Annotated in this window: 26 protein-coding genes and 1 tRNA gene; 12 read left to right on the top strand and 15 right to left on the bottom strand. The window is 45.9% G+C overall.

Annotation, left to right across the window (positions count from 1 at the left end):
• Nucleotides 1–128 precede the first annotated feature (128 nt).
• A complete protein-coding gene (locus HUB64_RS16695; RefSeq protein ID WP_173497441.1) occupies nucleotides 129–620 on the top strand; it encodes a GNAT family N-acetyltransferase in 492 nt (163 codons plus the stop codon).
• A gap of 225 nt (nucleotides 621–845) precedes the next feature.
• Nucleotides 846–1,259 (top strand): hypothetical protein, encoded by a 414-nt coding sequence (locus HUB64_RS16690; RefSeq protein WP_173497440.1) that lies wholly within the window; start codon nucleotides 846–848, stop codon nucleotides 1,257–1,259.
• A 379-nt stretch (nucleotides 1,260–1,638) separates the two neighbouring features.
• On the opposite strand, the gene HUB64_RS16685 is transcribed toward HUB64_RS16690, so the two are convergent.
• Nucleotides 1,639–1,715: transfer RNA gene (locus HUB64_RS16685), tRNA-Met, on the bottom strand.
• 76 nt (nucleotides 1,716–1,791) lie between these two features.
• Here HUB64_RS16685 and HUB64_RS16680 point away from each other — a divergent pair.
• Complete coding sequence (locus HUB64_RS16680; RefSeq protein ID WP_254306293.1) at nucleotides 1,792–2,442, top strand: hypothetical protein; 651 nt, start codon at nucleotides 1,792–1,794, stop codon at nucleotides 2,440–2,442.
• 328 nt (nucleotides 2,443–2,770) lie between these two features.
• On the opposite strand, the gene glnA is transcribed toward HUB64_RS16680, so the two are convergent.
• Nucleotides 2,771–4,180, bottom strand: coding sequence for a glutamate--ammonia ligase (gene glnA, locus HUB64_RS16675; protein WP_113941334.1), 1,410 nt, complete (start codon nucleotides 4,178–4,180; stop codon nucleotides 2,771–2,773).
• A 1,009-nt stretch (nucleotides 4,181–5,189) separates the two neighbouring features.
• Between glnA and typA the strand changes: the two genes are divergently transcribed.
• Entirely contained in the window at nucleotides 5,190–7,001 is a 1,812-nt protein-coding gene (gene typA / locus HUB64_RS16670; protein ID WP_105251119.1) for a translational GTPase TypA, read from the top strand.
• 392 nt (nucleotides 7,002–7,393) lie between these two features.
• Here the strand turns inward: typA and HUB64_RS16665 are convergent, their stop codons facing one another.
• Entirely contained in the window at nucleotides 7,394–8,419 is a 1,026-nt protein-coding gene (locus HUB64_RS16665) for a diguanylate cyclase (protein ID WP_173497439.1), read from the bottom strand.
• Nucleotides 8,420–8,703: 284 nt separating this feature from the next.
• Here HUB64_RS16665 and HUB64_RS16660 point away from each other — a divergent pair, with 284 nt between their 5' ends.
• Nucleotides 8,704–8,853, top strand: coding sequence for a hypothetical protein (locus HUB64_RS16660; RefSeq protein ID WP_173497438.1), 150 nt, complete (start codon nucleotides 8,704–8,706; stop codon nucleotides 8,851–8,853).
• Between the two features lie 25 nt (nucleotides 8,854–8,878).
• On the opposite strand, the gene HUB64_RS16655 is transcribed toward HUB64_RS16660, so the two are convergent.
• The 4 genes from HUB64_RS16655 to HUB64_RS16640 form a co-directional block, all read right to left on the bottom strand.
• Entirely contained in the window at nucleotides 8,879–9,295 is a 417-nt protein-coding gene (locus HUB64_RS16655) for a hypothetical protein (protein WP_105251122.1), read from the bottom strand.
• A gap of 264 nt (nucleotides 9,296–9,559) precedes the next feature.
• Nucleotides 9,560–10,774, bottom strand: a complete 1,215-nt coding sequence (locus tag HUB64_RS16650) for a 4Fe-4S binding protein (RefSeq protein ID WP_105251123.1) — start codon at nucleotides 10,772–10,774, stop codon at nucleotides 9,560–9,562.
• 266 nt (nucleotides 10,775–11,040) lie between these two features.
• Nucleotides 11,041–11,694: a DUF2959 domain-containing protein gene (locus tag HUB64_RS16645; RefSeq protein WP_173497437.1), complete on the bottom strand. Its 654-nt coding sequence runs from the start codon at nucleotides 11,692–11,694 to the stop codon at nucleotides 11,041–11,043.
• A 28-nt stretch (nucleotides 11,695–11,722) separates the two neighbouring features.
• Entirely contained in the window at nucleotides 11,723–11,944 is a 222-nt protein-coding gene (locus HUB64_RS16640; RefSeq protein ID WP_006079786.1) for a hypothetical protein, read from the bottom strand.
• An 81-nt stretch (nucleotides 11,945–12,025) separates the two neighbouring features.
• On the opposite strand from HUB64_RS16640, the gene HUB64_RS16635 reads away from it, so the two are divergent.
• The 6 genes from HUB64_RS16635 (at nucleotide 12,026) to azoR (ending at nucleotide 16,350) form a co-directional block, all read left to right on the top strand.
• A complete protein-coding gene (locus tag HUB64_RS16635; protein ID WP_173497436.1) occupies nucleotides 12,026–12,997 on the top strand; it encodes a virulence factor BrkB family protein in 972 nt (323 codons plus the stop codon).
• Between the two features lie 35 nt (nucleotides 12,998–13,032).
• Entirely contained in the window at nucleotides 13,033–13,986 is a 954-nt protein-coding gene (locus tag HUB64_RS16630) for an alpha/beta fold hydrolase (protein ID WP_173497435.1), read from the top strand.
• A complete protein-coding gene (locus HUB64_RS16625; RefSeq protein WP_131524020.1) occupies nucleotides 13,983–14,588 on the top strand; it encodes a hypothetical protein in 606 nt (201 codons plus the stop codon). The genes HUB64_RS16630 and HUB64_RS16625 overlap by 4 nt, the downstream gene beginning before the upstream one ends.
• 16 nt (nucleotides 14,589–14,604) lie before the next feature.
• On the top strand, nucleotides 14,605–15,042 hold the full coding sequence (dtd, locus tag HUB64_RS16620; RefSeq protein ID WP_105251128.1) for a D-aminoacyl-tRNA deacylase: 438 nt from the start codon (nucleotides 14,605–14,607) through the stop codon (nucleotides 15,040–15,042).
• A gap of 92 nt (nucleotides 15,043–15,134) precedes the next feature.
• Entirely contained in the window at nucleotides 15,135–15,572 is a 438-nt protein-coding gene (locus HUB64_RS16615) for a thioesterase domain-containing protein (RefSeq protein ID WP_173497434.1), read from the top strand.
• Between the two features lie 181 nt (nucleotides 15,573–15,753).
• Nucleotides 15,754–16,350: an FMN-dependent NADH-azoreductase gene (gene azoR, locus HUB64_RS16610; RefSeq protein ID WP_173497433.1), complete on the top strand. Its 597-nt coding sequence runs from the start codon at nucleotides 15,754–15,756 to the stop codon at nucleotides 16,348–16,350.
• Between the two features lie 139 nt (nucleotides 16,351–16,489).
• Here the strand turns inward: azoR and HUB64_RS16605 are convergent, their stop codons facing one another.
• The 3 genes from HUB64_RS16605 to HUB64_RS16595 all read right to left on the bottom strand — a co-directional run bounded on the left by HUB64_RS16605 (nucleotide 16,490) and on the right by HUB64_RS16595 (nucleotide 17,793).
• Nucleotides 16,490–16,675, bottom strand: a complete 186-nt coding sequence (locus HUB64_RS16605) for a hypothetical protein (protein WP_173497432.1) — start codon at nucleotides 16,673–16,675, stop codon at nucleotides 16,490–16,492.
• Nucleotides 16,676–16,750: 75 nt separating this feature from the next.
• The gene (locus tag HUB64_RS16600; RefSeq protein ID WP_105251132.1) at nucleotides 16,751–17,074 is read right to left on the bottom strand and encodes a rhodanese-like domain-containing protein; all 324 of its coding nucleotides are present in this window, start codon (nucleotides 17,072–17,074) and stop codon (nucleotides 16,751–16,753) included.
• A 143-nt stretch (nucleotides 17,075–17,217) separates the two neighbouring features.
• Nucleotides 17,218–17,793: an XRE family transcriptional regulator gene (locus tag HUB64_RS16595; protein WP_173497431.1), complete on the bottom strand. Its 576-nt coding sequence runs from the start codon at nucleotides 17,791–17,793 to the stop codon at nucleotides 17,218–17,220.
• Between the two features lie 163 nt (nucleotides 17,794–17,956).
• Between HUB64_RS16595 and HUB64_RS16590 the strand changes: the two genes are divergently transcribed.
• Nucleotides 17,957–19,144 (top strand): benzoate/H(+) symporter BenE family transporter, encoded by a 1,188-nt coding sequence (locus HUB64_RS16590; RefSeq protein ID WP_173497430.1) that lies wholly within the window; start codon nucleotides 17,957–17,959, stop codon nucleotides 19,142–19,144.
• 51 nt (nucleotides 19,145–19,195) lie between these two features.
• On the opposite strand, the gene HUB64_RS16585 is transcribed toward HUB64_RS16590, so the two are convergent.
• From HUB64_RS16585 to HUB64_RS16565, 5 genes are all read right to left on the bottom strand, one after another.
• On the bottom strand, nucleotides 19,196–19,672 hold the full coding sequence (locus HUB64_RS16585; RefSeq protein WP_173497429.1) for a GNAT family N-acetyltransferase: 477 nt from the start codon (nucleotides 19,670–19,672) through the stop codon (nucleotides 19,196–19,198).
• Nucleotides 19,673–19,838: 166 nt separating this feature from the next.
• On the bottom strand, nucleotides 19,839–20,348 hold the full coding sequence (locus tag HUB64_RS16580; RefSeq protein ID WP_173497428.1) for a hypothetical protein: 510 nt from the start codon (nucleotides 20,346–20,348) through the stop codon (nucleotides 19,839–19,841).
• Between the two features lie 558 nt (nucleotides 20,349–20,906).
• Entirely contained in the window at nucleotides 20,907–21,650 is a 744-nt protein-coding gene (locus HUB64_RS16575; protein WP_173497427.1) for a hypothetical protein, read from the bottom strand.
• Between the two features lie 31 nt (nucleotides 21,651–21,681).
• Nucleotides 21,682–22,941, bottom strand: a complete 1,260-nt coding sequence (locus HUB64_RS16570; RefSeq protein WP_173497426.1) for a beta-ketoacyl-ACP synthase — start codon at nucleotides 22,939–22,941, stop codon at nucleotides 21,682–21,684.
• Nucleotides 22,942–23,667 carry a 3-ketoacyl-ACP reductase FabG2 gene (locus HUB64_RS16565; RefSeq protein WP_131524011.1) on the bottom strand — a complete coding sequence of 242 codons (726 nt, stop codon included), beginning with the start codon at nucleotides 23,665–23,667 and terminating at the stop codon, nucleotides 22,942–22,944.
• Nucleotides 23,668–23,749 lie beyond the last annotated feature (82 nt).

Genomic DNA, 23,749 nt, shown 5'->3' with positions numbered 1-23,749 from the left:
GTTGCGATTTACCACAGTGTTCGCGCCTTTGTGCCTAAGCTAATCCGTGGATTTAGATCTGTGTGCTTAGCTCTGTGTACGTTGAACCGGACAGGTATTTTTTATTAGAAAACCATGGAGGGGACTCATTGGGAAATATTACGATTAGGCATGCAGAGAAGAGTGACGCTGCAGCCATTCAAGCAGTATATGCCTGTCCAAATGCCTATGCCGGTACCTTGCAATTACCTTTGCCATCGACCGATAAATGGGAGGCGCGTCTTGCTGCAACATCGAATCATGTTCATCGTTATGTCGCAGAGATTGAAGGTGAAATTGTCGGTGAGTTGGGTTTTGAAGTGTATGAGCAACCTCGCCGTAGGCATGTTGCCTCCTTTGGTATGGGTGTAAAAGACTGTTGGCAAGGCCGCGGTATAGGCAGTGCCTTGATTAACGCGATGCTTGAGCTTACCGATAAATGGATGAATATAAAACGAATTGAATTAACAGTTTATACTGATAATCATGCCGCCATTGGTCTATATAAAAAGTTTGGCTTTGTGATTGAAGGTGAGTCGAAGGATTTTGCCTTTAGAAATGGTGAGTTTGTCAGTGTGTATCATATGGCGCGGATAAAATAGCATGCAGATCTCGGCGCTATTTTAGCTGTTGCTTAAGGCATTTACTTTAAGAACGGACTCTAAGCGTTCAATCTAAGTCCTAACTTTGACTCTAAGCGCTCAATCTAAGAACGTATTTCAAGTGCTCACTTCACAAACTGTGGTCAGTGAATAGCATTAAGCGCTCATTTTCAAAGTCCGCTTTAGGTGCTAAGTGTATGTCTGTCTCAACTTTTAAGGATAAAAATGGGACTCATTTTATTGCCGCTGCTGATACTTTGGTTGGGTGTCGGTATTTATGCCATTCGTATCGGCTATCAAGTGTTGGTCGGGGCATCGGAGTTAACTTATACACTCAGTGTCTGCGCTATCGCCTTAGTGGCATTACTGCTTTATCTCTATTTCGGGTTCGCTCAATTTAAGGAAAATAAAGCGTTGTGGGCGTTTGAAATTCCGATGTTTTTTGCCACAAATAGGCTCGCCTTTGGCGTCATGATGCTTGGTCTATTACTGCACTGGTTCGGTCAAGGTGTTCTGACTTCCGCTTATTTGAAACCTCTACCTTTCATCATGATTTTCACCGTTTCCTTTGGTGCTATGGCAGGCGTCATATTGTCCGACACTTTTATGGCGAAATTTGACATCCAAAAAATGCATTGATGTCAGCTGAACAGTTTAAATCTTATTTTGGACGCTGTTGTTGAAGATGATTTGAACTGATGGCTTTCATCGGTTGTTTATAGGTTGTTGAATCCGATGAGCGCTACCATGTTGATCTGGTTAGGATTTTACAGAGGGTTATTACGAATTTTAGATACAAAAAACCAGCTTGTGCTGGTTATTTTTCTCTTTAATAAAGAGAATTGGTTGCGGGAGCTGGATTGCTAATGTTAAATCAGCGACGACCTTCGCCTGTTGTTTATAAAGAATTGAGCCCGACGAGTGAGCCTGTTGCTCTGTCCTATATTTAACTGTGGTTAATTTCAGACACAAAAAAACCAGCTTATGCTGGTTATTTTTCTCTTACATTAAAGAGAAGTGGTTGCGGGAGCCGGATTTGAACCGACGACCTTCGGGTTATGAGCCCGACGAGCTACCATGCTGCTCCATCCCGCGTTCGATTGTTGCTGTTAATAACTGTTNCTATGAGTGGGATATTAAGGTAGCGACTGTGTATGGCATTGGGTGGATCATGGTCCTTATTCCGTGCGGGATTACGGCTCTAGTTGGGTTGGTGACATACTGGTATGGATTTGAGCAATGGTATTATTTTCTCATCATAGCGATGATTTTTGGGCCATTTATGCGCTACCTCTGGTTGGCTGACAAACAGTACAATTATCGGCTTACCACCGAGGGGTTAGTTACCACCTATCATGACGTTATACCGGATGCTGCCTACGCGGTAGTGCGGGGGCTGGCTTGGTTTGGGGTGGTGGTTTGTATTGTCGGGGTGGCCTTTTTAGGCCCGGCCGCCTTGGTCGGCGCGGGTGGTTTTGCTGTGATGGCATTTTTCTTCACCGGTTTTAAAAATATAGAGACTACTTACGAGAGTCCTATAAAAAATGGGCATCGTCATTTGATTAAGGTAACGCGGAATCGTCCATTTATTGCCTGCCAATCGGATGTACGAACAATGGGCTTACGCGCAAGCATTCGTCTTCATTGCCCATTGGATAAGATGCACACTATCTTGTCATTGCTAATGACGCAGTTACCTGATTCTGAAATCCGTGTATTTAAAAATGAGCGCGTGTTAGATGGCGTAACATTTGCGTCATTTGAGTCAGGCGAACCTGCCCAACTGGCAGATTTTACCCCTGACAATCCCCAGCCTAGTTGAATAAAGCTTGGACACTTAACAATAATGGCGCGGTAGTTAACTTCCGACTATATGGGTGGTTTTATGCCGCACCCTCGTATAGTTTAAATCGGTTTTTAACCATCTATCTCTATTGTTGCTGCTGTTGCCGCGGTGTCTGGCGTGCCTTCTATGAATGATAAAAGAGTGGTTGGCGATGATGCCTATTTAGAGAACAACGCGATGATTGAATCAGAATCAAAGTTGTATATACCTTCAAAATACAAAAAGCCCCGATAGCGTTGCTATCGAGGCTTTTATATTTTCTGTATCAATTACATAAAGCGAGCCGGTTGTATAGCGCTAGCCATTACAGGCTGTAGTACATTTCAAACTCAAGTGGGTGAGTTGTACGTGCTACGCGCTCAGCTTCTGCTGTTTTCAGTACGATATAAGATTGGATGAAATCTTCACTGAACACGCCGCCTTTTGTCAGGAACTCATGGTCAGCTTGCAGATTTTCAAGGGCGTTTTCTAATGACGTTGCCACTTGTGGGATTTCAGCCGCTTCTTCTGGAGGCAGATCGTACAGATCTTTGTCCATCGCTTCACCTGGGTGGATCTTGTTTTGGATACCGTCAAGACCCGCCATCAGCAGCGCTGCGAAACCTAAGTATGGGTTTGCATGTGGATCAGGGAAGCGTGCTTCGATACGACGGCCTTTAGGGCTTGGTACCACTGGAATACGGATTGATGCAGAGCGGTTACGGGCAGAGTAGGCCAACATAACAGGTGCTTCAAAGTGTGGCACTAAACGCTTGTAAGAGTTAGTGCTTGGGTTAGTGAAAGCGTTCAGCGCGCGAGCGTGCTTGATGATACCACCTATGTAGTACAGAGCCGTTTCACTTAAACCTGCGTATTTGTCGCCAGCGAACAAGTTAACACCGTCTTTCGCCAGAGATTGGTGAACGTGCATGCCGCTACCGTTGTCACCAACGATGGGTTTAGGCATGAAAGTCGCCGTCTTACCGTAAGCGTGTGCCATGTTGTGCACTACGTACTTCAGAATTTGGATTTCATCCGCTTTCTTAGTCAAGGTGTTGAAGCGAGTGGCGATTTCGTTTTGACCTGCAGTCGCCACTTCGTGGTGATGCGCTTCAACCACTTGGCCCATTTCTTCGAGCACTAAACACATAGCGCTACGTAGGTCTTGTGATGAGTCAACCGGTGCAACTGGGAAGTAACCGCCTTTAACAAATGGACGGTGACCTGTGTTGCCGCCTTCGTAGCTAGTGCCTGAGTTCCAAGCCGCTTCTTTAGCGTCGATCTTAACGAAACAACCTGACATGTCAGTACCGAAACGGACATCGTCAAATAGGAAGAATTCTGGTTCTGGTCCAATCAATACAGTATCAGCGATACCAGTAGAGATCAGGTAAGCTTCTGCTTTTTTAGCAATTGAGCGTGGGTCACGGTCGTAACCTGTCATGGTACCGGGTTCAAGAATGTCACAACGGATCAGCGCTGTGGTTTCTTCGGTGAAAGGATCCAGTACGAATGTCGTTGGATCTGGCATCAGTACCATGTCTGATTCGTTAATGCCCTTCCAACCTGCGATAGAAGAACCGTCAAACATTTTGCCGTCTTCGAAGAAATCAGCATCTACCTGATGAGAAGGAATAGATACGTGCTGCTCTTTACCTTTAGTGTCGGTAAAACGTAAATCAACGAACTTAACTTCTAATTCTTCAAGTTGCTTTAAAACTGATTCAACTGACATTCTCAAGCCTCCGGTAGGGTAAAGGGATGCCCCTTCTATAATCTTTTAACTCAAGTGATTTATCTTGAGCCAAACTTACGAGCTATAAAGCGATATCCATGCCAATAATTTAACTTACTGATTAACATGGTTTAAAATCTTTGTTGCACTTAATTGGATTCGCGTGTGCACCATAATAGTGCTTTTGTCTGTGGCATTTTGGTGCATTACTCCATTTTGGTGCGCACTGAATTGATTCATGCAAACCTTAAGCTGGGATGCACAGCGATAACATGCACCACTTATATGGCAATGAGATGGCAATGACACTTTGGCTTTCACTATCTCAGTAAGTACTGCCTCTGTGAAGCTCACACATACTTTCAGTACAGAACGGGACTATTTACCACCGCATAACCGCCGCATAATTGTCATAAAACCACGCTAGTCTGTCCAACTATGCCACGCATTATCAATCCAATAGTGGTTTATTATCATATTATTAGGAAAGAGTTCGTTCTCATGTGCGAAATGTCTTTGCTGTTCACAGGCCAAGTGAAATCAGTCATGCGTAAAAGGTATCCCGTGACAATGAAGTGAGTCTTAATGCCATCGGGTGTAAACGCCAACATGAACGTTAGATTAAGTGTGCCGCAGAATTTATTGCAGTGTGTTCACGTGGTAATTTCTCTGTACCTAAGTCGATTTTGCTGATGCTTAAATCGACATTAGCAGTGCTAACATTGAATACGAAAAATAGCAAATTCAGCTGCTTAACTCGGATTTTTCCTACGAATATGGCAATTAAACAGAGCGTTAACTCTGGCTATAGAGGATTTCATTCAGTGGATGATTGGCGGAAATTACCCAAGGATTGGCGAATTGTTTTATAAGTGTTCAAAAATAATCCTGTGCGCCAAGGCCGCTCTGGAGTAGAATGGCACGCTTTTTATTGTGGTAGATCGAGCTCGATCACCATAACGAATTACTGAAATATCCCTATTTTTGTTTGATGGTAAGAGGTTTATCCGTGCTAGAGAATTTACGTAACATCGCCATTATTGCACACGTTGACCATGGCAAAACGACCCTGGTAGACAAGTTGCTGTCACAGTCAGGCACCCTTGCAACCCGAGGAGAAGCCACTGAGCGGGTGATGGACTCCAACGATCTTGAAAAGGAACGTGGGATCACGATTCTGGCAAAGAATACTGCCATCAAGTGGAACGACTACCGTATTAACATCGTTGATACCCCAGGCCACGCCGATTTCGGTGGTGAGGTTGAGCGTGTTCTGTCTATGGTTGACTCAGTATTATTGCTAGTTGATGCCGTTGACGGTCCAATGCCACAAACTCGCTTCGTAACGAAGAAAGCGTTTGCTCAAGGCCTAAAGCCAATCGTTGTTATCAACAAAATTGACCGTCCAGGTGCACGCCCAGATTGGGTTATTGACCAAGTATTCGACCTGTTCGATAACTTAGGTGCAACTGACGAGCAGCTAGATTTCCCAATCGTCTACGCTTCTGCGTTAAACGGTTTTGCAACTTTAGATCCGGATGTAGCGAGCGATGATATGACGCCGCTGTTCCAAACTATCGTTGAAAAAGTATCTTTCCCAGATGCTGACGCCGAAGGCGCGTTCCAGATGCAAATTTCGCAAATCGACTACAACTCATACGTGGGTGTTATCGGTATCGGCCGCATCAAGCGTGGTAGCGTTAAAACTAACCAACAAGTGACTATTATTGGCGCTGATGGCAAAACTCGTAACGGTAAAATGGGCCAAGTATTAGGTTACATGGGTCTAGACCGTACTGAAGTTGAAATTGCTAACGCTGGCGACATCGTTGCTATCACAGGTTTAGGCGAGCTGAAAATTTCTGACACTATCTGTGCCGTTGGTGCAGTAGAAGCTATGCCACCTTTGACTGTTGATGAACCTACTCTGACCATGACTTTCCAAGTTAATACTTCACCTTTTGCAGGTAAAGAAGGTAAGTATGTGACTTCACGTAACATTCTGGAGCGTCTGCAAACAGAATTAGTCCACAACGTGGCACTGCGTGTTGAAGAAACAGAAAGTCCAGATCGCTTCCGTGTATCTGGCCGTGGTGAATTGCATTTATCAATCTTGATTGAAAACATGCGTCGTGAAGGTTACGAGTTAGCCGTATCACGTCCAGAAGTTATTCTGAAAACTATCGACGGTGAACTGTGTGAACCATTTGAAACCTTGACTGTTGACGTTGAAGAAGAAGATCAAGGCACAGTAATCGAGAAATTAGGTACCCGTAAAGCTGAAATGAAAGACATGCAGCTTGATGGTAAAGGTCGTGTACGTATCGACTTCATCATCCCAAGCCGTGGTTTAATCGGTTTCCAAACTGAGTTTATGACTGCGACTTCTGGTACTGGTCTAATTTATCACTCATTCGACCATTACGGTCCGCACAAAGGTGGCGATATCGGTCAACGCGCTAACGGCGTATTGATCTCTAACGCAACGGGTAAGGCATTGACCTTCGCACTGTTCGGTCTGCAAGATCGCGGTCGTCTCTTTATCGGCCACGCCGCTGAAGTATACGAAGGCCAAGTGGTTGGTATTCACGCTCGCTCAAACGATCTGACTGTTAACTGTTTGAAAGGTAAGCAGCTGACCAACATGCGTGCTTCTGGTACTGACGAAGCCCAAGTGTTGACTACGCCAATCACAATGACACTTGAGCAAGCGCTTGAGTTCATCGATGATGATGAATTAGTTGAAGTAACGCCTAAGAACATTCGTGTTCGTAAGAGACACTTGACTGAAAACGATCGTAAGCGCTTTAACCGCGGTTAATGCCAGCCTGTTGATTCAGGTGACACGCCCTTAAGGTGAGTCTATCGGTTTAAAAAGCCCTGCATAGGAAACTGTGCAGGGCTTTTTGTTGGGATAAATTGAGTAATGGGTATTATACCAATCACATTAAATAGCTAATCAGTTCAGAGCCTCACAGGCATCTCAATCCAAGGCGCATTGACGCAGAAATGGTTATTCCCTTTTAAGTCAATGCAACACGGGAGTGGGATGCCTGTGTGGCTCCCGAAGGGCGGCTGATGTTCACTACATGGCAAAGCGCTTTATACTGCGTTCAAGGCTTTCGACAGAGCACCACTATGCCTTCAAGCCTTCGCCTTGTCTAAAGCGCGTTGAACTCGCGCTGAATGAACAGATATTTAATACGATTGGTATTAGTCGTCCTCATCCATCACCCGTATGCAATTGCGGCCAGCGGATTTTGCGCGGTAGAGAGCGGCGTCCGCTTGGCGAACAAGTTCTAGAGCATTTTGTTGTTTAGAGGGTTGCAGATAGGCGACGCCTGCGCTCACTGTCACAATCCCAAGGTCGGTATTTGCATGCGGAATGGCAATGGATTGGATCAGGTGATGAATGTGCTGGGCTGTCTCAAGTACGGTTTGATTATCGACATTCGGTAATAGAATGACAAATTCTTCGCCGCCGTAGCGAGCGACTAATTCGCCCGCTCTGCGACCGGACTGGGATAGTGTACTTGCTAATTGTTTAAGGCAATCGTCTCCGGCGAGGTGGCCATAGTGATCGTTAAATTGTTTAAAGTGGTCAATATCGAGCATGATGAGGGCCAGTGATGAATTGCTCCTTTGTCCACGACTCCACTCCGTTTGTAACATCATGTCAAATAGGCGGCGATTGCCTATATTGGTTAAACCGTCGGTATTGCTGAGTATTTCAAGTTGCCTATTGGCTTCTGCCAGTTCACTAGTTCGAGCTGTGATCATGGATTCAAGTTCGACGTTACGTTCCTCTAATCGCGCGATCGGGTAAATTTCCCCTTTGTGGGCTAAGCCGTAGGGGATGGATATGCCACTGTGGACAATCATCCAGTCGTTGTTTTCTCGGTGAAATATCAACACTAGCCGTGCTGTCTCGCGGGAAAGCATAGGATTAGGGATAGGTAAGTGGATATGGAAAAAGGCAGTCACCACCACGAGGTTGTCGGCAAGGTCTTGTAAAGAAAGATCTAACATTTCGATGTGGATTCGCTCAGGCACTTGTGCAAAGTCCTGACGAGTGATTCGCACCCATTCTTCCCTGCTGGTGACAAGCTGGTCACTGCTCCCTGCATAGCCGCTAAAGTTATCACTAAAGCGACGAGTTAGCCTGTCATCACGGGAGGCATACATCTCAATATATTCGTCAAATAACGAATGGATCAATTGCTGTCGGTCGGGTCGCATAGGTTAGCTCCGTTGGGGAACATAAAACCATTTTCCTAATATCCGTATAGGAATATTATCTGCGATAAAGTCTAGCTGTTGCCTGATTGTAATCAATTTTATGACGTATATATTAAAAATACTGCAGAGAGTGATGTAAGCCATTATCTGCAGTATGGTCTGGGAGACAAAATTGTTTTGCATTCACTTAATGTATCATTTAGCCCAAGTATTATTTAACACAAGCCTGCTGGGATTATTCAAAATCAGGCAAAGCTTGTTGGTATTGCTTAGAGGGGCTGCTGATGAGAGGTTACTGGATTGCGTTAGCTGAGTGTGTCACTGGGCGGCACGTGAGGTTTTTCTGGGTAGTATTACTTGGCAGTGGCTTTATTGCTAACGCCTATCATGGCTGTGGTGCGGCCGAGGACGTCGGGATACTCGATAGGACTTAGAGCCCTATCGAGTGAGCAGTCAAGCTTATGACTTAGCTTTATCTGCCAATTTTACCGCATTGACACTTTCACCTTTGAAGCTGATAGTCACATTTTTCTGAGCGACTTCATTATCTTTCAGCAAAGTCTTAGTGGTTTCTGCCAGCATTGGAGAAGCTGCATTTAACGCACTAAGATCATAGGCCCAAACTTCTAGATCCGCTTCATTATAAGTGCTAGCAGGCGCACCTAATTTTTCAGTGATTGTTTGCTTGGTTGAGCCTTCTTTAATGCCGAATGTATTTTTAATCGCTTCATTCGTTGCGCTGTCTAACGCATTGGTCGCCGTATCATTCACTGTGTCAGTGACAGATTGAGTTGCTGATTTAACGATTGAATCGAATGGGCCAGCATAAGCAAATAATGGCAGAGCAGTAAGAGCGATCAATAATGATTTTTTCACACAATAATTCCTTTGGTTAATACATTCCTTTATTAAATGCGCGCGAATTAGACCAGTAATTAGATTTTGTGTCAATTAAGCATCTGTTCTATATGATTTTATTTTAATCTTTTCAGATTATTCCTACTAAGTTGGTCAACCTTTAGTTGTACCTAAAGGTTTCCATTTTGAGGTTTTCTAGTCTTATCTGCTGCTGTTTTTCAATTTCGTTAGTGTTTTATTCCATCGCAATTGGATCCCATCATATGTGTCATTTTAGGTGTTCTAGTGCCCAATTCTATTAATCACTTGGATCAATTCCATGCGGATGTTGTCTGGTGTTTGGCTATGCCAGAAACCTGCTAAGTAAGCGCCCAGCGGTAGGATAAATAATGCGATAAGCACTAATGCGAGCAATCCCTTATGACCGAGTCTATGGCCTGATTTCAGCCCAAGGCCGAGGGCGGCGGATTTAGGGCAAGCCGCGACACAGCGCATGCAGGCTTGGCACTCGTCACTGCGAACCGTGGTTTTAGTGTGCACTATGATGTTTGCTGGGCAAGCGCGGGTACACTTGTCACATTTCATTCCTTTCGCTTCGATAAGACAGTGCTGGGTATTGCGGCGAATTTTTAATGGGCTTGCAAAGCTTAAGATCCCAAGCATAGCGCCATAGGGACACAAGTAACGGCAGAATCCCTGACGACGCCATGCCGCTAAAGCGAGGATCAGCGCAAATACCAGTAGCGTGATTAGGCTGGGTGTTAGGAAGAACAATGCCATCTTCAAGTCGGCAATCTTATGATAATTACCTTCAAGATAATGGGGGATGGATTGTGCTGGCATACCAATGACTATGTAGCAAAGTGCTAGGAGTAATAGATATTTCAACATTCGCAGTGGCCAATCTAGCCAAGCGGGTGGTGTAAGCTCTGATTTAATAAAGCGTTTTCTAAAGGAATACAGATATTCCCCTGCCAAACCTAATGGGCAAGCCCAACCGCAAAATGCCCGCTTGCAGAGTAAACCTGTGAGTAATACCGCCGCTAGCATGACTGCTGCCGCAGGATGGGTTTGATCCCACAAATTGAGGCTGATAATGGCTTTAAGCTCAATGCCACCCGCAATCGGTAAAAAGGCATCGACTACGTCTGGGCGCATTAGCCAAGGTGTGATTCCTTGCTTAAGCAGTACGGTATTGATTGTGTATTGTATGGCAACCAGCAAGAGCGATAGCGCTAAGACATGTTGAGTCCCTTCACGAAGGGTATTGATTTTAATTTCACCCTTGAGTGCATCAGGCGCAAATTTATGCCCAAGTAGCATCAGTGGTAGTGCAATAAGAAGCCCGAGAGCCAGTGGCCAATAAAGACTCATTGCCACCGCACCAATACTGAGCAACAGTGTGGCGACCGCGCCCCATTTCTGGCCGCTCCAATAGCTGAGGGAGGCGAGATACATGAGTGCCAACATCAGCGTGAGTGATTCGATAAAAGTCATAGTGATGAATACAGCTAATAAGTTACAAGTACAGGCTCTGAGTGGTGAACTGAGGATAAGTTTTTGAGTAATAAGTGAAATTGTGCGTCAGATCTAAGATTCGCGCTATCAATCAATTAAAGCGCGCCATAGCTCACAAAGCTAAGTGTTTTAGTCTTGCACAAATAAAGTATGGCTTGCAGGGACAGCGTGCGAGGTCACACAAAGAATAAAAAGCCCCAGCAATTTATTTTGCTAGGGCTTAGGCGTTCAGTGGGGCATTTGGATTAATTTTTTGATTTTTCGAGTGCTTCGATAAATTTGCTCGATTCGTTAATCGAGGTGTTCATCTCTTTAATCAGGCCAGAAATATCGGTTTGCAGACTCGCAAATTCGCTTTTAATCGCACCAATGGCTTGGGCGTTCAAGTTATGCTTGAGATACAGCATATTGTCTTTCATGGCGGTGAGTATCGGCGGCATTTTTGACTCGGCACGGCGCATACTTTTAATCAATTGTTCATAGGCGCGGCGCGTTTCTTTGAGTTTAGCTTCACTGTTGCGGCGTAGATTAGCTTTACTGATCTCGCTAATTTCATTTTGCCACTCATCGAACAGTGCTTCGGCTACATCTTCGACTTTATTGATACGGTTGCTGACGTTGTCGGCGGCACTTTGAGCCGATTCGTATTCATCTTTGGCTCTGCTATAGGCTTTTTCTAAGTTGCCATCACTGTAATTGAGCAGTGCTTGCATTTCTTCTAGGGCTGAGCTGAACTCTTTTTGAGCATCCTGTTGGGATTTTTTCGCATCTTTAACTCTGTCGACCATAATATCGCGTTTATGGTAACCGACCTTTTCCATTGCGCCGTAGTAGGCACTCTGGCAACCACTAAGCAGGAGACTTGTGGCAATCAGCCCTGAAGCTATCAGTCTTTTCATTGGGTGTTCCGTCGCTGAATGAAATTAATTAATCGGCTTTAAATCGCGCCGCATCGATAATGCTCCACAGATGAAAGATAGCACCTATTACCGCGGGTACAATCAGCCACCAGAGGGCATAACCCACCACTGTGATAATGAAAAATAACAGTGCGGCCATTATTCTGCCTTGCAATAATTGGCCTAGCCCAGGAAAAAATAGGCTAGCAATAGCGGAAATAACGTTACCTGCAGATCCTTGTTGAGACATCAATTCACTCCTTAGACTTGTAAATTAAGTGTTTATTGTACGAAGATAACGAGTCTATACCAACAGAATCAAGAGAAACCCGTGACTAAGAAGATAGAACTGGCACAAATTCGCGCCTTATTCCTCGGGATCTGGCACTTCCTGCTGCATTTGAGACGGCGTTTAGTTGAAGATCAAATCAATATTCGCGCCGGACATTTAGCCTATGTCACACTGTTGTCACTCGTGCCTATGGTGGCGGTGACTATGTCTATGCTGTCAGCTTTTCCGGTATTTAAGGGGATACGTGGACAGATAGAAGGTTTCGTTTATCAGAATTTTTTACCCGCCGCTGGCGATACTGTGCAAGTGTATATCAATGAGTTTGTGGCCAATGCCTCTAAGGGGACTGCGGTCGGGATTGCGGCCTTAGTCGTGGTTGCCATTTTGCTGATTTCTGCCATTGATAAATCGCTCAATAACATTTGGCGTACTAAAGAGAAGCGTTCAGTGGTGGTGGCATTTTCTATGTATTGGATGGTCATCACTTTGGGCCCAGTTTTGGTGGGGGCCAGTTTGGTCGCCACTTCCTACGTGGTGTCATTGAAGGTCTTTGACGGTCAGCTGTCGGGTGTGGTGCCCGTGTTTCTTGAGCGTTTACCTATGCTTTTCTCTGTGGCGGCATTTTTGTTGTTGTATATGGTGGTGCCTAATCAAAAAGTGAAGTTTCTACATGCACTATTAGGGGCGATTGTTGCCGCAATCTTGTTTGAGTTAGGTAAAAAAGCCTTTGCTTTGTATGTCACTCAGTTTCCGAGTTATGAAGCGATTTATGGTGCTTTAGCCGTGATCCCCATTATCTTTGTCTGGGTGTATTTATCGTGGATGATAGTATTACTCGGCGCGGAAATTACCGCCGCGATGCCTGAATATTTAGATTATGAGTCGAGCTCAGATGATGACGAAACCGCTCTGAATGCTAAGCCCCTAGAAAATGCCTCCCAAGAAAATTCCGCTGCGGTGTTAACTTCGGCTGAGGTGACGGCACTCAAGGCGGTGGCTAAATCTGAATGACCCCATTAGAGGATTATTAATGTCGATGACACTGAATGCCTGAATCCTTCCCATCTTTTATCCGTCGCGACTGGTTTAACGTTGGCAATGGTCAGCAATTGCATCTGGCGCAATACGGTAATCCACAAGGTATCCCACTGCTGTATTTGCACGGCGGTCCAGGAGCGGGTTGTGATATCGGTGATTTAGCTTTATTTAATGGCGATCAATATTGGATTTTGCTTTTAGATCAACGCGGTTCTGGGCAATCTTTACCCTTTTGCGATTTAGCCAACAACCATCTCACTGGTTTGATTAGCGATATTGAGGCGATTCGCCTTGCATTGGGTATTGAGCGTTGGTGTTTAGCCGGAGGCTCTTTTGGGGCCACATTAGGCTTAATTTACAGCGGATTATTCCCAGAGCGGGTGATTTCACAGGTACTGTGGGCGTTATTTATTCCATCCAAAGAAGGTCTCGACTGGCTCTATGGCGCTGACGGCGCGGCAAAATTGCAACCTGCTGATTATCGACTCTTCAATGACATTTTTCCGGTTCAGTTATCGCTGACTGAATTACTGGATTCATATCATCTAGGTTTGGCATCAGCCGATGAAAATGTGCGATACCATTTTGCGCGGCGTTGGGTGCAGTGGGAGTTGCAGCTTGCGGGGGCGAGGTTAGTGCTACCAAGGCTGTTACCCGAATCCGTATTAGCATTAGCCAATATCGAGTTACACTTTGCTCGACATAATTACTTCAATGCCATGAATGTGTTACAGCGCGTGACGCCTAGAGTGAAGGCGCGTAGTGTGTTATTGCAAGGAATGCAGGATGCGATTTGCCCAGCGACGCTATTACGCGATTTTTTGGCTGGGTTGGAGCATGCTATTACAATTCAATCTGTTGTCGATGGCGGACATATGCTCAATAGTGAGTCTTTGTTTTTGGCGGTTACAGCAGAAATCCATGCTATGTGGTCGTGGATACATCAAAGAGAAATACAATGAAAACATTGCTCATCAGTGCCAGTTTACTCGGATTAACCGCCTGTGCCGCCACGGCGCCCTCGCAAACCAGCGCGATTGACCTAGTGGTGGCTCAGGAGGTCGTGAGTGCCCCTGTCGCGCCCAAAGTTGTTGAACTCGGTGGGTTGACTAATGAAACTGCCGCTGATCGCTTGTACCAAGCGCTGATTAACGCAAATTATCTGGCCACCCAAGTTGCGCCGACTAAAGTGGCTGTGCAGTTTGGCAATAACCAATTCTTGCTTGAGCCGAGTATCAATTCGGCGGGCATTGACCGTATTTTAATGAATCGCTTCTATGCAGTGCATCCGCAATTGCAGGCCAGCCAAGAGTTGCCTGCCGTGATTGGCACCTTGAATCAGAAGCTTAATTTTGCCAAGTTTGTGTTGTTGGACCAAGGCGCAGTGATCCAAGTGCAAGGTACAGTGACCTTTGCCGACCGTATTGAAATAGAAGAGTTACGTCGTTTTATGCTGTGGACGAATGGCGGCTTGGCGCAAGTCGTACAATCTTTGCCTGATGGCGTAGAGCAATATATCCGCCCGCTACCGCTAATGCCGCAAATGGTTCCCGTTAAGCCTTAATCTAAAAGGAAAAGTTGTGATTGCGTTAATTCAAAGAGTGAGTCACGCCAGTGTGGTGGTTGATAACCAAACCTTAGGTGAAATCAATAAAGGCTTGTTGGTTCTGCTCGGTGTCGAGCAAGAAGATACCCGCGAGAAGATGGAAAAGTTGGCGACTAAAGTCATGAGTTATCGCGTTTTTTCCGATGAAAATGGCAAGATGAATCTCAATCTAGAACAAGTCGGTGGGTCTTTATTAGTAGTGTCACAATTTACCTTAGCCGCTGATACAGGCCGAGGCTTGAGGCCGAGTTTTTCAGGGGCGGGTACGCCGGATCAAGCCTTAGGCTTGTATGAAGAGTTTGTCGCATTCTGCCGCGCTAAGGGCGTTCATACAGAAACCGGACAGTTCGGCGCCGATATGCAAGTGTCCTTAGTCAATGATGGCCCCGTGACCTTTAATCTGCAGGTGTAGCTTCTATCGTGATGTTTATCTAGGGGTCTAGGTGATGGGGTGCTAGGCATAATCAATGTCGCTTGTACTAAGGGAGTATTAAGGGAATGCACATGGATCAATTACTCATTAAATTACGCCAGACTTGGCACAGTACGATCCCCGTTAGCGAGTTTATGCAGATAGTGCCACTCGATTACAGCGAGGGAGAATTTCGAGTCACAGCGCCGATGATGCCCAATATTAATCTGCATCAGACCATGTTTGCGGGCAGTATTTATACCTTGATGACCTTAACGGGCTGGGGTGCAGTGTGGCTAAATCAACAGTTGGTGGGCGTGGCGGGTGATATTGTGCTCGCCGATGCCCATATTCGTTATCTTGCTCCTGTGACTTGTGACCCTGTGGTAAAAGTACAATGGCCAGATGTGGATCTCAGCCCGTTACAAAGGGGGCGCAGAGTTAAGGTGAAGCTGGAAGTGCAATTGTATTGTATGGATTCACTGTGTGCGGTTTTTGAAGGCCTGTATGTTAGTACGTCGAAAGTATGAATGCGTCGAAAACAACTTAGTGTATCTGTACGTCGAAGATGACGTATAACCTTTCTAAAAAATCGAAGCTAATCTCAGATTTTATCCGCTTTATTTCTTTTTTATGGGCTAATACACTAGCGCCATAGAGTTGAGATATTCCATCTGACTCTGAGTCATTTACCTATTTTCGGAGCAGATTATGTCTAAAGTCTTAATTTTAAAATCAAGCATTCTTGGCGGTTATTCACAATCTGCCGTGTTAATTGATCACTTAGCGAGTCACTGGGAAACCCAAGGCGCCGCTATTACAGTGCGTGATTTAGGCGGTAAAGACGTACTGCCTATGGTAGACGGTGAAATCGCTTCTGGGTTACGCGGTGGTGCAGAATTATCTGCACGTCAGCAAGAAATGCTCGCCTTATCAGATACCTTAGTCGCTGAATTAAAAGCGAACGATACGATTGTTATCGCTGCACCTATGTACAACTTTACGATTCCGGTTCAACTTAAAAACTGGATCGATTTTGTCGCCCGTGCCGGTGTGACTTTTACTTACACTGAAACAGGTCCAAAAGGATTAGTGGAAGGTAAACGCGCTGTGTTAGTGACGACCCGTGGCGGCGCTCACAAAGATGGCCCAACGGATCACGTTGTACCTTACTTGAAAACGGTTTTAGGCTTTATTGGTATCACTAATGTTGAAGTTGTTTACGCCGAAGCGTTGAACATGGGCCCTGAAGCCCACGACAAAGGCATGAGCGAAGCGAAACACAGTATCGATCAGCTGAAAGCTTAATTGTCCCATTGATTAGCTGAGCCATTTGATTTGGCTGAATAAATAATGCCAGCCTTTAATAGGCTGGCATTTTTGTATGTCCATTTCAGCTAAGCACGCTTGGCTTAAGTGGCTAGGTTTAAGTGGCACGCTAAGCTGTTTATTCGCAAAGGCTGCAGCCTTTGGCGAGGGTGCTTGTCTCAACATAACGCACCTTAGTACTGGCTTGGTCGCGGTTACGACTGATGCTAAAGCGTGCAGGACGTTCAGTTTCAAGCGGCTTTTCAGCAGGGTTAACCAGTGTGGCTTCAAGCTGTAACGCTTTGGCATAATTCGTTTTATGCATACATCACCTCGCAGATATCTAAACCATCACAACATACAGATTGGTAAGATTGGCGCCGAACAACTGAGGCTTAAATTAGCTCGGTTGGCAGCAGACTAAATCTTTAAGCGAGCCACCATTTACTACGCAGCTAAAGCCATTGGCCTTGAGAATGTCGCAGCCTTTTTGCGCTCGAATACCCGCGCCACAATAGAGCACGAAGGGATGTTGCTTATTGTCGACTTGGTGTAACCATTGGTCGAGCGTTGGCAATGGCACATTAATGGCTTGGGGCAAATGACCTGAGGCAAATTCCTCCGGCGAACGCACATCAATCACCCGTGCGCCTTGTTCAATCAATTGCCAACATTTTTCGCCCGAGTGGCTGCCGGATAACTTAGCCAGTAAAGATTGAAACATAGCATTGCTCCTACCATTAGAAAATTTTCAATAAGTTTATTCTAATGAATTGGCGAGTGCAAGTGTTGCAAATTATCATAGTGAAGGGTTTGGTCTTTGGCGTTGTTGGTACTCGAACTCTGCATTACTGGCGTTATAAGCTGCTACAAGCTAGATTCACTGCCTCGTTGATAGTGAATGATGTCGTGGAATACCACGGCTTGCTCGTTTAGATTGCGATAGCCATGGGGTTTGTCGGCCGCAAATCGTACCGCTTCACCTTGCTTGAGTGTTTGCCACTCGCCATCGACTAGCACTTCCATAGTGCCGCTCAAGACAATGACATGCTCAGTGACACCCGTTTCATGGGGCTCAGAAAGGCGCTCATAGTTTGGCAGCAGCGTGAGTTCAAACATCTCGAAACCGAAGCGCTCTTCAAAGGGGAAGAGTGAGGCGACTAGCATGCCGTCGGTGGCGGGTTGTTGGCGTAACTCGTCGGGTTTACGGAATACTGCGCCTTGGCTCTGGGGTGTGGGTTCGAGAAAGGTCGACAGCGAGATATTGAATCCACTGGCTATTTTCCATAGCGTCGCAATGGTTGGGCTTGATTCACCGCGCTCGATTTGTCCTATCATGGCCTTACTCACGCCCGTCTCTTGGGCGGCTTTATCTAAACTCCATCCCTTTTGGTTGCGAAGTGCTTTAAGCGTGGTGGCGAGATAGCTGTTTATCGTCTGCACAATGGCCCCATCATTTTTATGAAAATTTAGTTTGTACGTTATAACGCACAGGTGTTATCTTGTCCATCTCGTACGTTATAGCGCACAAAAGCTATCTTGTTCATTTTATAAGTTATAGCGCACAAAGTAATGGCGACACTAATTGCAGAGAAAGGGAGTGGATATGTGGCGAGATGCAGGGAGTTTATCAAAAATATCAGCGGGTTTTATTGCGGTATTAGTAGGTTATAGCAGCTCGGCGGTGATTATCTTTCAAGCGGCGGAGGCGGTGGGGGCTACACCAGCACAGATCAGTTCATGGCTGTGGGCTTTAGGAGTGGGCATGGGTGTGACCAGTATAGGGTTATCGCTTTACTACAAGAATCCTATTCTAACGGCTTGGTCTACACCGGGCGCAGCGCTGATGGTGACTAGCTTAGCGGGGTTAAGCGTCAATCAAGCCATAGGCGCGTTTCTGGTGAGTTCAATTCTAATCACCCTTTGCGGGGTGGCGGGCTGGATGGATAAGCTTATCCGCATCATGCCGCAGTCGGTGGCTTCCGCCATGTTGGCGGGGATTCTGCTGCAATTTGGCCTAGGGCTATTTCAGGCGATGCAAACCCAGCTGAGTCTAATTTTGATCATGTTGTTGGTGTTTGTCGTCGTTAAGCCTTTTGCGCCGCGTTACATCATCTTGCTGACGTTGCTGGTGGGCATAGGCATGAGTTTTCAATTAGATTTGCTCAAGCTAGATGCGGTTCAGTTGCAACTGGCGATACCGGTGTGGACTACACCTGAGTTTTCGTTGGCGAGTGTGATTGGCGTGGCATTACCGCTGTTTGTGGTGACTATGGCCTCGCAAAATATGCCGGGTGTCGCTGCGCTGCACGGTAATGGTTACAGGCCGCCCATTTCACCTTTGATCACGAGCACAGGGCTAATCGGGGTTATCCTCGCGCCCTTTGGCGGTTTTGCCTTTAATTTATCCGCCATCACAGCCGCTATTTGTATGGGTAAAGAAGCAGACCCGAATCCAGCGACCCGTTACTGGGCGGCGGTATGGGGCGGGGTGTTTTACTTTATCACTGGGTTACTCGGCGCCACTGTGGTTGGACTGTTTTCCGCTTTCCCGAAGGAGTTAGTACTGGCCATCGCCGGATTAGCCCTGCTCGGCACTATCGCCAATAGCCTGACCGCCGCATTAGCTAAAACGGAAGATCGCGAAGTAGCGGTGATCACTTTCTTGGTCACGGCATCGGGTTTTAGTGTATTGGGTATCGGCAGTGCATTTTGGGGGTTGTTACTTGGATTTATTATCCATTGGTGGAACGGGCACAGAACTGCATCAGTAGTTAAGCGATCTAATACTTAACTGCAGCAAAGCGCCTTAGAGATGAATTTCAAAGACTAAGGCGCATGTTTTTTAGATTTTCTTTGTCATAAACACACTATTGGGATCGAGTTGATAGGTGTCGAAGGGGCCGCAGCTTTCGAAGCCAAATTTGGTGTAGAGCATTCGGGCTGGATTAAAGAAGTCCATCGAACCTGTCTCTAGACTCAGGTGTTTAATGCCTGTGGCTTTAGCATCGTTAATTAAGTGCTGCAATATTTTAGACGCTATACCTTGCTGCTTATAGGGCGCGGCGGTGCGCATGGATTTGATCTCCGCGTGCTCGGTATCTAACCATTTTAGTGCACCGCAGCCCGCGAGATTATTACCATCCCACAGGGTCCAAAAACGAATATTGGGCTGACGCAGGCGGTCAAGATCTAATGCGTGAACGCTTTCAGGCGGTGAGGTTGCCCGCATATCGTTGAGGTGTTCCTGCAGTAAAGCCGCAATCTCAGGCCCTTTAAGGTCATCTAAGGTTATTTTCATGGCTCTTATGGTGGATTTCATAGCAGATCGGGTGCTCCTATTATTTTGGCTTATCCATAATGGCGTCATCGCGCTTTGTCGTCTGTTTGCCAATGCGCCGTGGTGGATAAGCAAATGCTAGGCCACAAAACTAGGGAGTAGAAAAGGTATCAGTTGAATGTTGAGCCGTACATCTCTCAAGATAGGACTATTGTGGAGGCTCAATTTTTCTTAAAAAAGTAAATTTATCTTCATACATTGATTCATATTTTATTTCAATATTTACTTCATTTAATGCTGAAATAAGATCATTAATCTTGACAAAGCCATTCTTATGTTCATTTGTAGAAAAAAGCCATTGTGATTGTGAAGGTAAAATAGTGCCTGGGATACCCAAAAGATTGAAATGAAAATGCTCATTTCTTAATTCAGGAAATAATCCTAGATATCTAAAATCTCCCAAGCTAAATTCTTTATTATTCCGTTTTATCTTCGCTGAAGTAATAATCGCCGGTCCAATGCCATCGTTAGTGAAATGAACTCCTATTTTCTCGCAGTGATTTGATATTTCAACTCTACAGTTAAGGATTGGTTTAACGGATAATTTATTATGTTTCTTTGTCATCTTACCCTGCCAAATCGTTGCAACTAAGGCAAACAGTGCAATAAATACTGACGAAATAGCAATAATGATTTCAGGAGTAATCCAGTTAAACATGCCACAATTTCCAATAAAGTAAGAGTAAGGCAAGATATCGCTATCTTTACTTGATTACAATATCAGTAGATTTAATTTGAAATTAATCACCATTTCCTATCATATGTGCATGAAAGTCGTACAGCTACACTCTGAAATATACATCTTGCTCACAACGAATAATTACCTAACTAGATGTTGTAAAATTTGGTTAGCGAAGTTTGCAGTTATTAAATGTTAGCTCGCGTCTTTGTAAGCCTACAGATTACACTAATGCTCGAAAGGCAAACCATGGTGATTGGCGAGACGACCGTCCGCCCCATGGACGGGGCGGTCGAGCATCCAAGGATAGACTTGCTGCGGGTCGTAGAGCCAGTACCATGGTTGGCCTCACTCTGAACAATATCTATGTTTAACTGCCTCTTCGCCTTCGGTAACTCTCGTTTATCAACTTAGAGCCTCTAGGTTCTTTCACAGTGTAGTGAGTGATTACCATGGCAAGCCTGTATAGGCGAATATAAAAATGGCCGAGGATAAGCTCGGCCATGATTTACTCGATTAAGCGTAAAACGGGTAGGCTTAGTAGTATTTCTTCAAATAACTCTCGGCGTAGTTTTTGAGCTTTTTGTTTGAGCTCGTGGTTGCCATATTTTCAATCACATCGCGGTAAGCGGTATTCCCCGAACTAGCTAGCGCTTTTGCCATGTTGGCATAGGTATCGATGGCGAGTTTGTCATCGGCCATTAAGCGTGGTGTTTTCAATTCGTTACTGAGTACGGCTAGGATAAAATCATCGTACTGGCGGTCATCTATGATGCGTTTAGCCGCGAGACGCATTAATTCTAAATCATTGCTGCGTAGGGCATTGGCAAAGGCATTATTTTGCTGACTTTGATCGGCAATATATTGGTTTTTATCCGCAAGAATCGCATTCCATTTTTTATATATTGTTATGTTCTCTAAAGCTTGACCTGCGTATTTTTTGAGTTTTTTAGGATAATCACCATTAACAATCTTGTTGATGGTTTCGCTGTACTTATCATTGCCTGAATAAGCTAAGCCTTTGACTAACCAAGCACTGTAGTCAATGGCATTTTTTTCAGTGGCTTGGGGCAAAGATGCGAGTAGCTTTGCTTCGAGCGCATCAAAAATGGCAGGATCTGATAAACCAGCGATGGTGAGTGATTCAATGGCTTCTTTTTGCTTGAATTGGTTATCACCCTTAAAGATTTCTTGATAGGTTTCAAGCGTATATTCCTGAGCCAATAAAGGCGAGCTTAATAAACTGATGCTAAGCAGCATACCTGCAAAGAGTGGTTTCATGGTGATGTCCTTATGTGGTTTTTATATGTTGTTATTGGGCCCAGCGTTTAAAAATCAGCGAGGTATTAATACCGCCAAAGGCGAAATTATTACTCATGACATAATCTGTGTCGATTTGGCGCAGTTCGTTACGGATATAGTCCAAATCGGCGCATTGTGGGTCGATACTTTCAAGATTGAGTGTCGGCGCAAACCAGCCCGCATTCATCATCTCAATACTCACCCAAGCTTCTAATGCGCCGCATGCGCCTAAGGTGTGGCCCGTGTAGCTTTTAAGGGATGAAATCGGCATACCAGCACCAAAAACTGCATGGGTCGCGTGGCTTTCGGCGATGTCACCGCGATCCGTTGCCGTGCCGTGGGCGTTCACATAACCTATGGCGCTAGGCTCAAGCTGTGCGTCTTTGAGCGCCAACCTGATAGCGATTTCCATGGTCTGCGCGTTTGGTTGGGTGACGTGTTGGCCATCTGAATTCGTGCCAAAACCGACTAACTCAGCGTAAATCTTGGCGCCACGCGCCTTGGCGTGTTCGAGCTCTTCGAGTACCAGCGTACAGGCACCTTCGCCAATCACGAGGCCATCACGGCTCGCATCGAAGGGGCGTGGCGCGAGTTCGGGTGTGCTGTTTTTAGTGCTGGTGGCAAATAAGGTATCGAACACGACAGCCTCTGTGGGGCAGAGTTCTTCACCGCCGCCCGCCAACATTAAGGTTTGATGACCGTATTTGATGGCTTCATAGGCGTAACCTATGCCTTGGCTCCCCGAGGTGCAGGCGCTGCTAGTGGTATGAATTCGGCCCTTTAAGCCGAAAAATACCCCCACATTCACCGCTGTGGTGTGTGCCATCATGCGGATATAACTCGTGGCGGTGACACCCGACATATCACCGGTTTTCAACATATCGCCAAAGGCGATGATGGCATCGGTACTGCCAGTGGACGAGCCATAGGCGATACCCATTTCACCCGAGGACACGATAGGATCGTCTAACAATCCCGCATCGATTAATGCAAGTTCACTGGCGCGGGTCGCCATGATAGAAACCCGACCCATAGAACGAATTTTCTTGCGCGAATAATGGCTTGGCACTTCAAAGTCGGTAATTGGGGCGGCTAAGCGGGTATTGAGGCCATCGTATTTATCCCATTCGCCCATAGTGACAACACAGTTTTTCTGCGCCTTAAGGCTCGCCGCTATCGCCTCCCAATCATGCCCTAGGGCGGTAATGCCGCCAATGCCAGTGACAACCACTCGTTTCCCTAAGCGGGTTTGATTTGTCGCTTCGCTCATTTAGATCATGCCTCCATTGACCGAGATCACTTGGCGAGTGATATAGGCGGCATCGTCAGACATTAAAAATGCGGCTAAGGCGGCGATTTCACTGGGTTTACCCATGCGGCGCATCGGCACTAATTGCTCGACCATATCCTTAGGAATATCGGCCACCATGTCGGTTTCAATCAAGCCGGGAGCGATACAGTTAACGGTAATTTTGCGTTTTGCCAGTTCTAATGACAATGCCTTAGTTGCGCCGATAATACCCGCTTTTGAGGCGCTGTAATTGACTTGGCCACGGTTGCCCGCAATCCCAGAAACCGAAGCTAAGGTGATGATACGTCCGCCCTTGCGGCCTTGTACCATAGGCATCACACAGGGATGGATGACATTATAAAAACCGTCCAAGTTAGTGTGGATCACGCTGTCCCACTCGCTTTCTGTCATGGCGGGAAAGGCGGTGTCGCGGTTGATGCCAGCATTGAGGATCACGCCATAATAGGCACCATTGGCCTCGATATCGGCTTCAATGGCGGCTCTGACGGTTGCGCGGTCGGCGACATCAAATTTCAGCAGGCTCGCATTCACTCCAAGCGCGCGGATTTGCGCTGCAGTGTCATCGGCAGCCGCTTGGTTACTGTGGTAATGCAGGGCGATATCGAAACCCGCAGCGGCGAGTTTTAGGGCGATGGCTTTGCCAATGCCACGGCTCGAACCTGTGACTAATACTCTGTTATTCATCTGTTTTCTCCACCCCATTTTATCGTTATGTGTCGGTATGGGGTTTCATGTATTTATGGTAAAAAGGTCGCTTGTTAAGGCG

Origin of the sequence: Shewanella sp. ISTPL2 (assembly GCF_013283205.1) — a bacterium.
Classification (GTDB): domain Bacteria; phylum Pseudomonadota; class Gammaproteobacteria; order Enterobacterales; family Shewanellaceae; genus Shewanella; species Shewanella oncorhynchi.
This window is presented reverse-complemented; position numbering and strand designations above follow the sequence as displayed.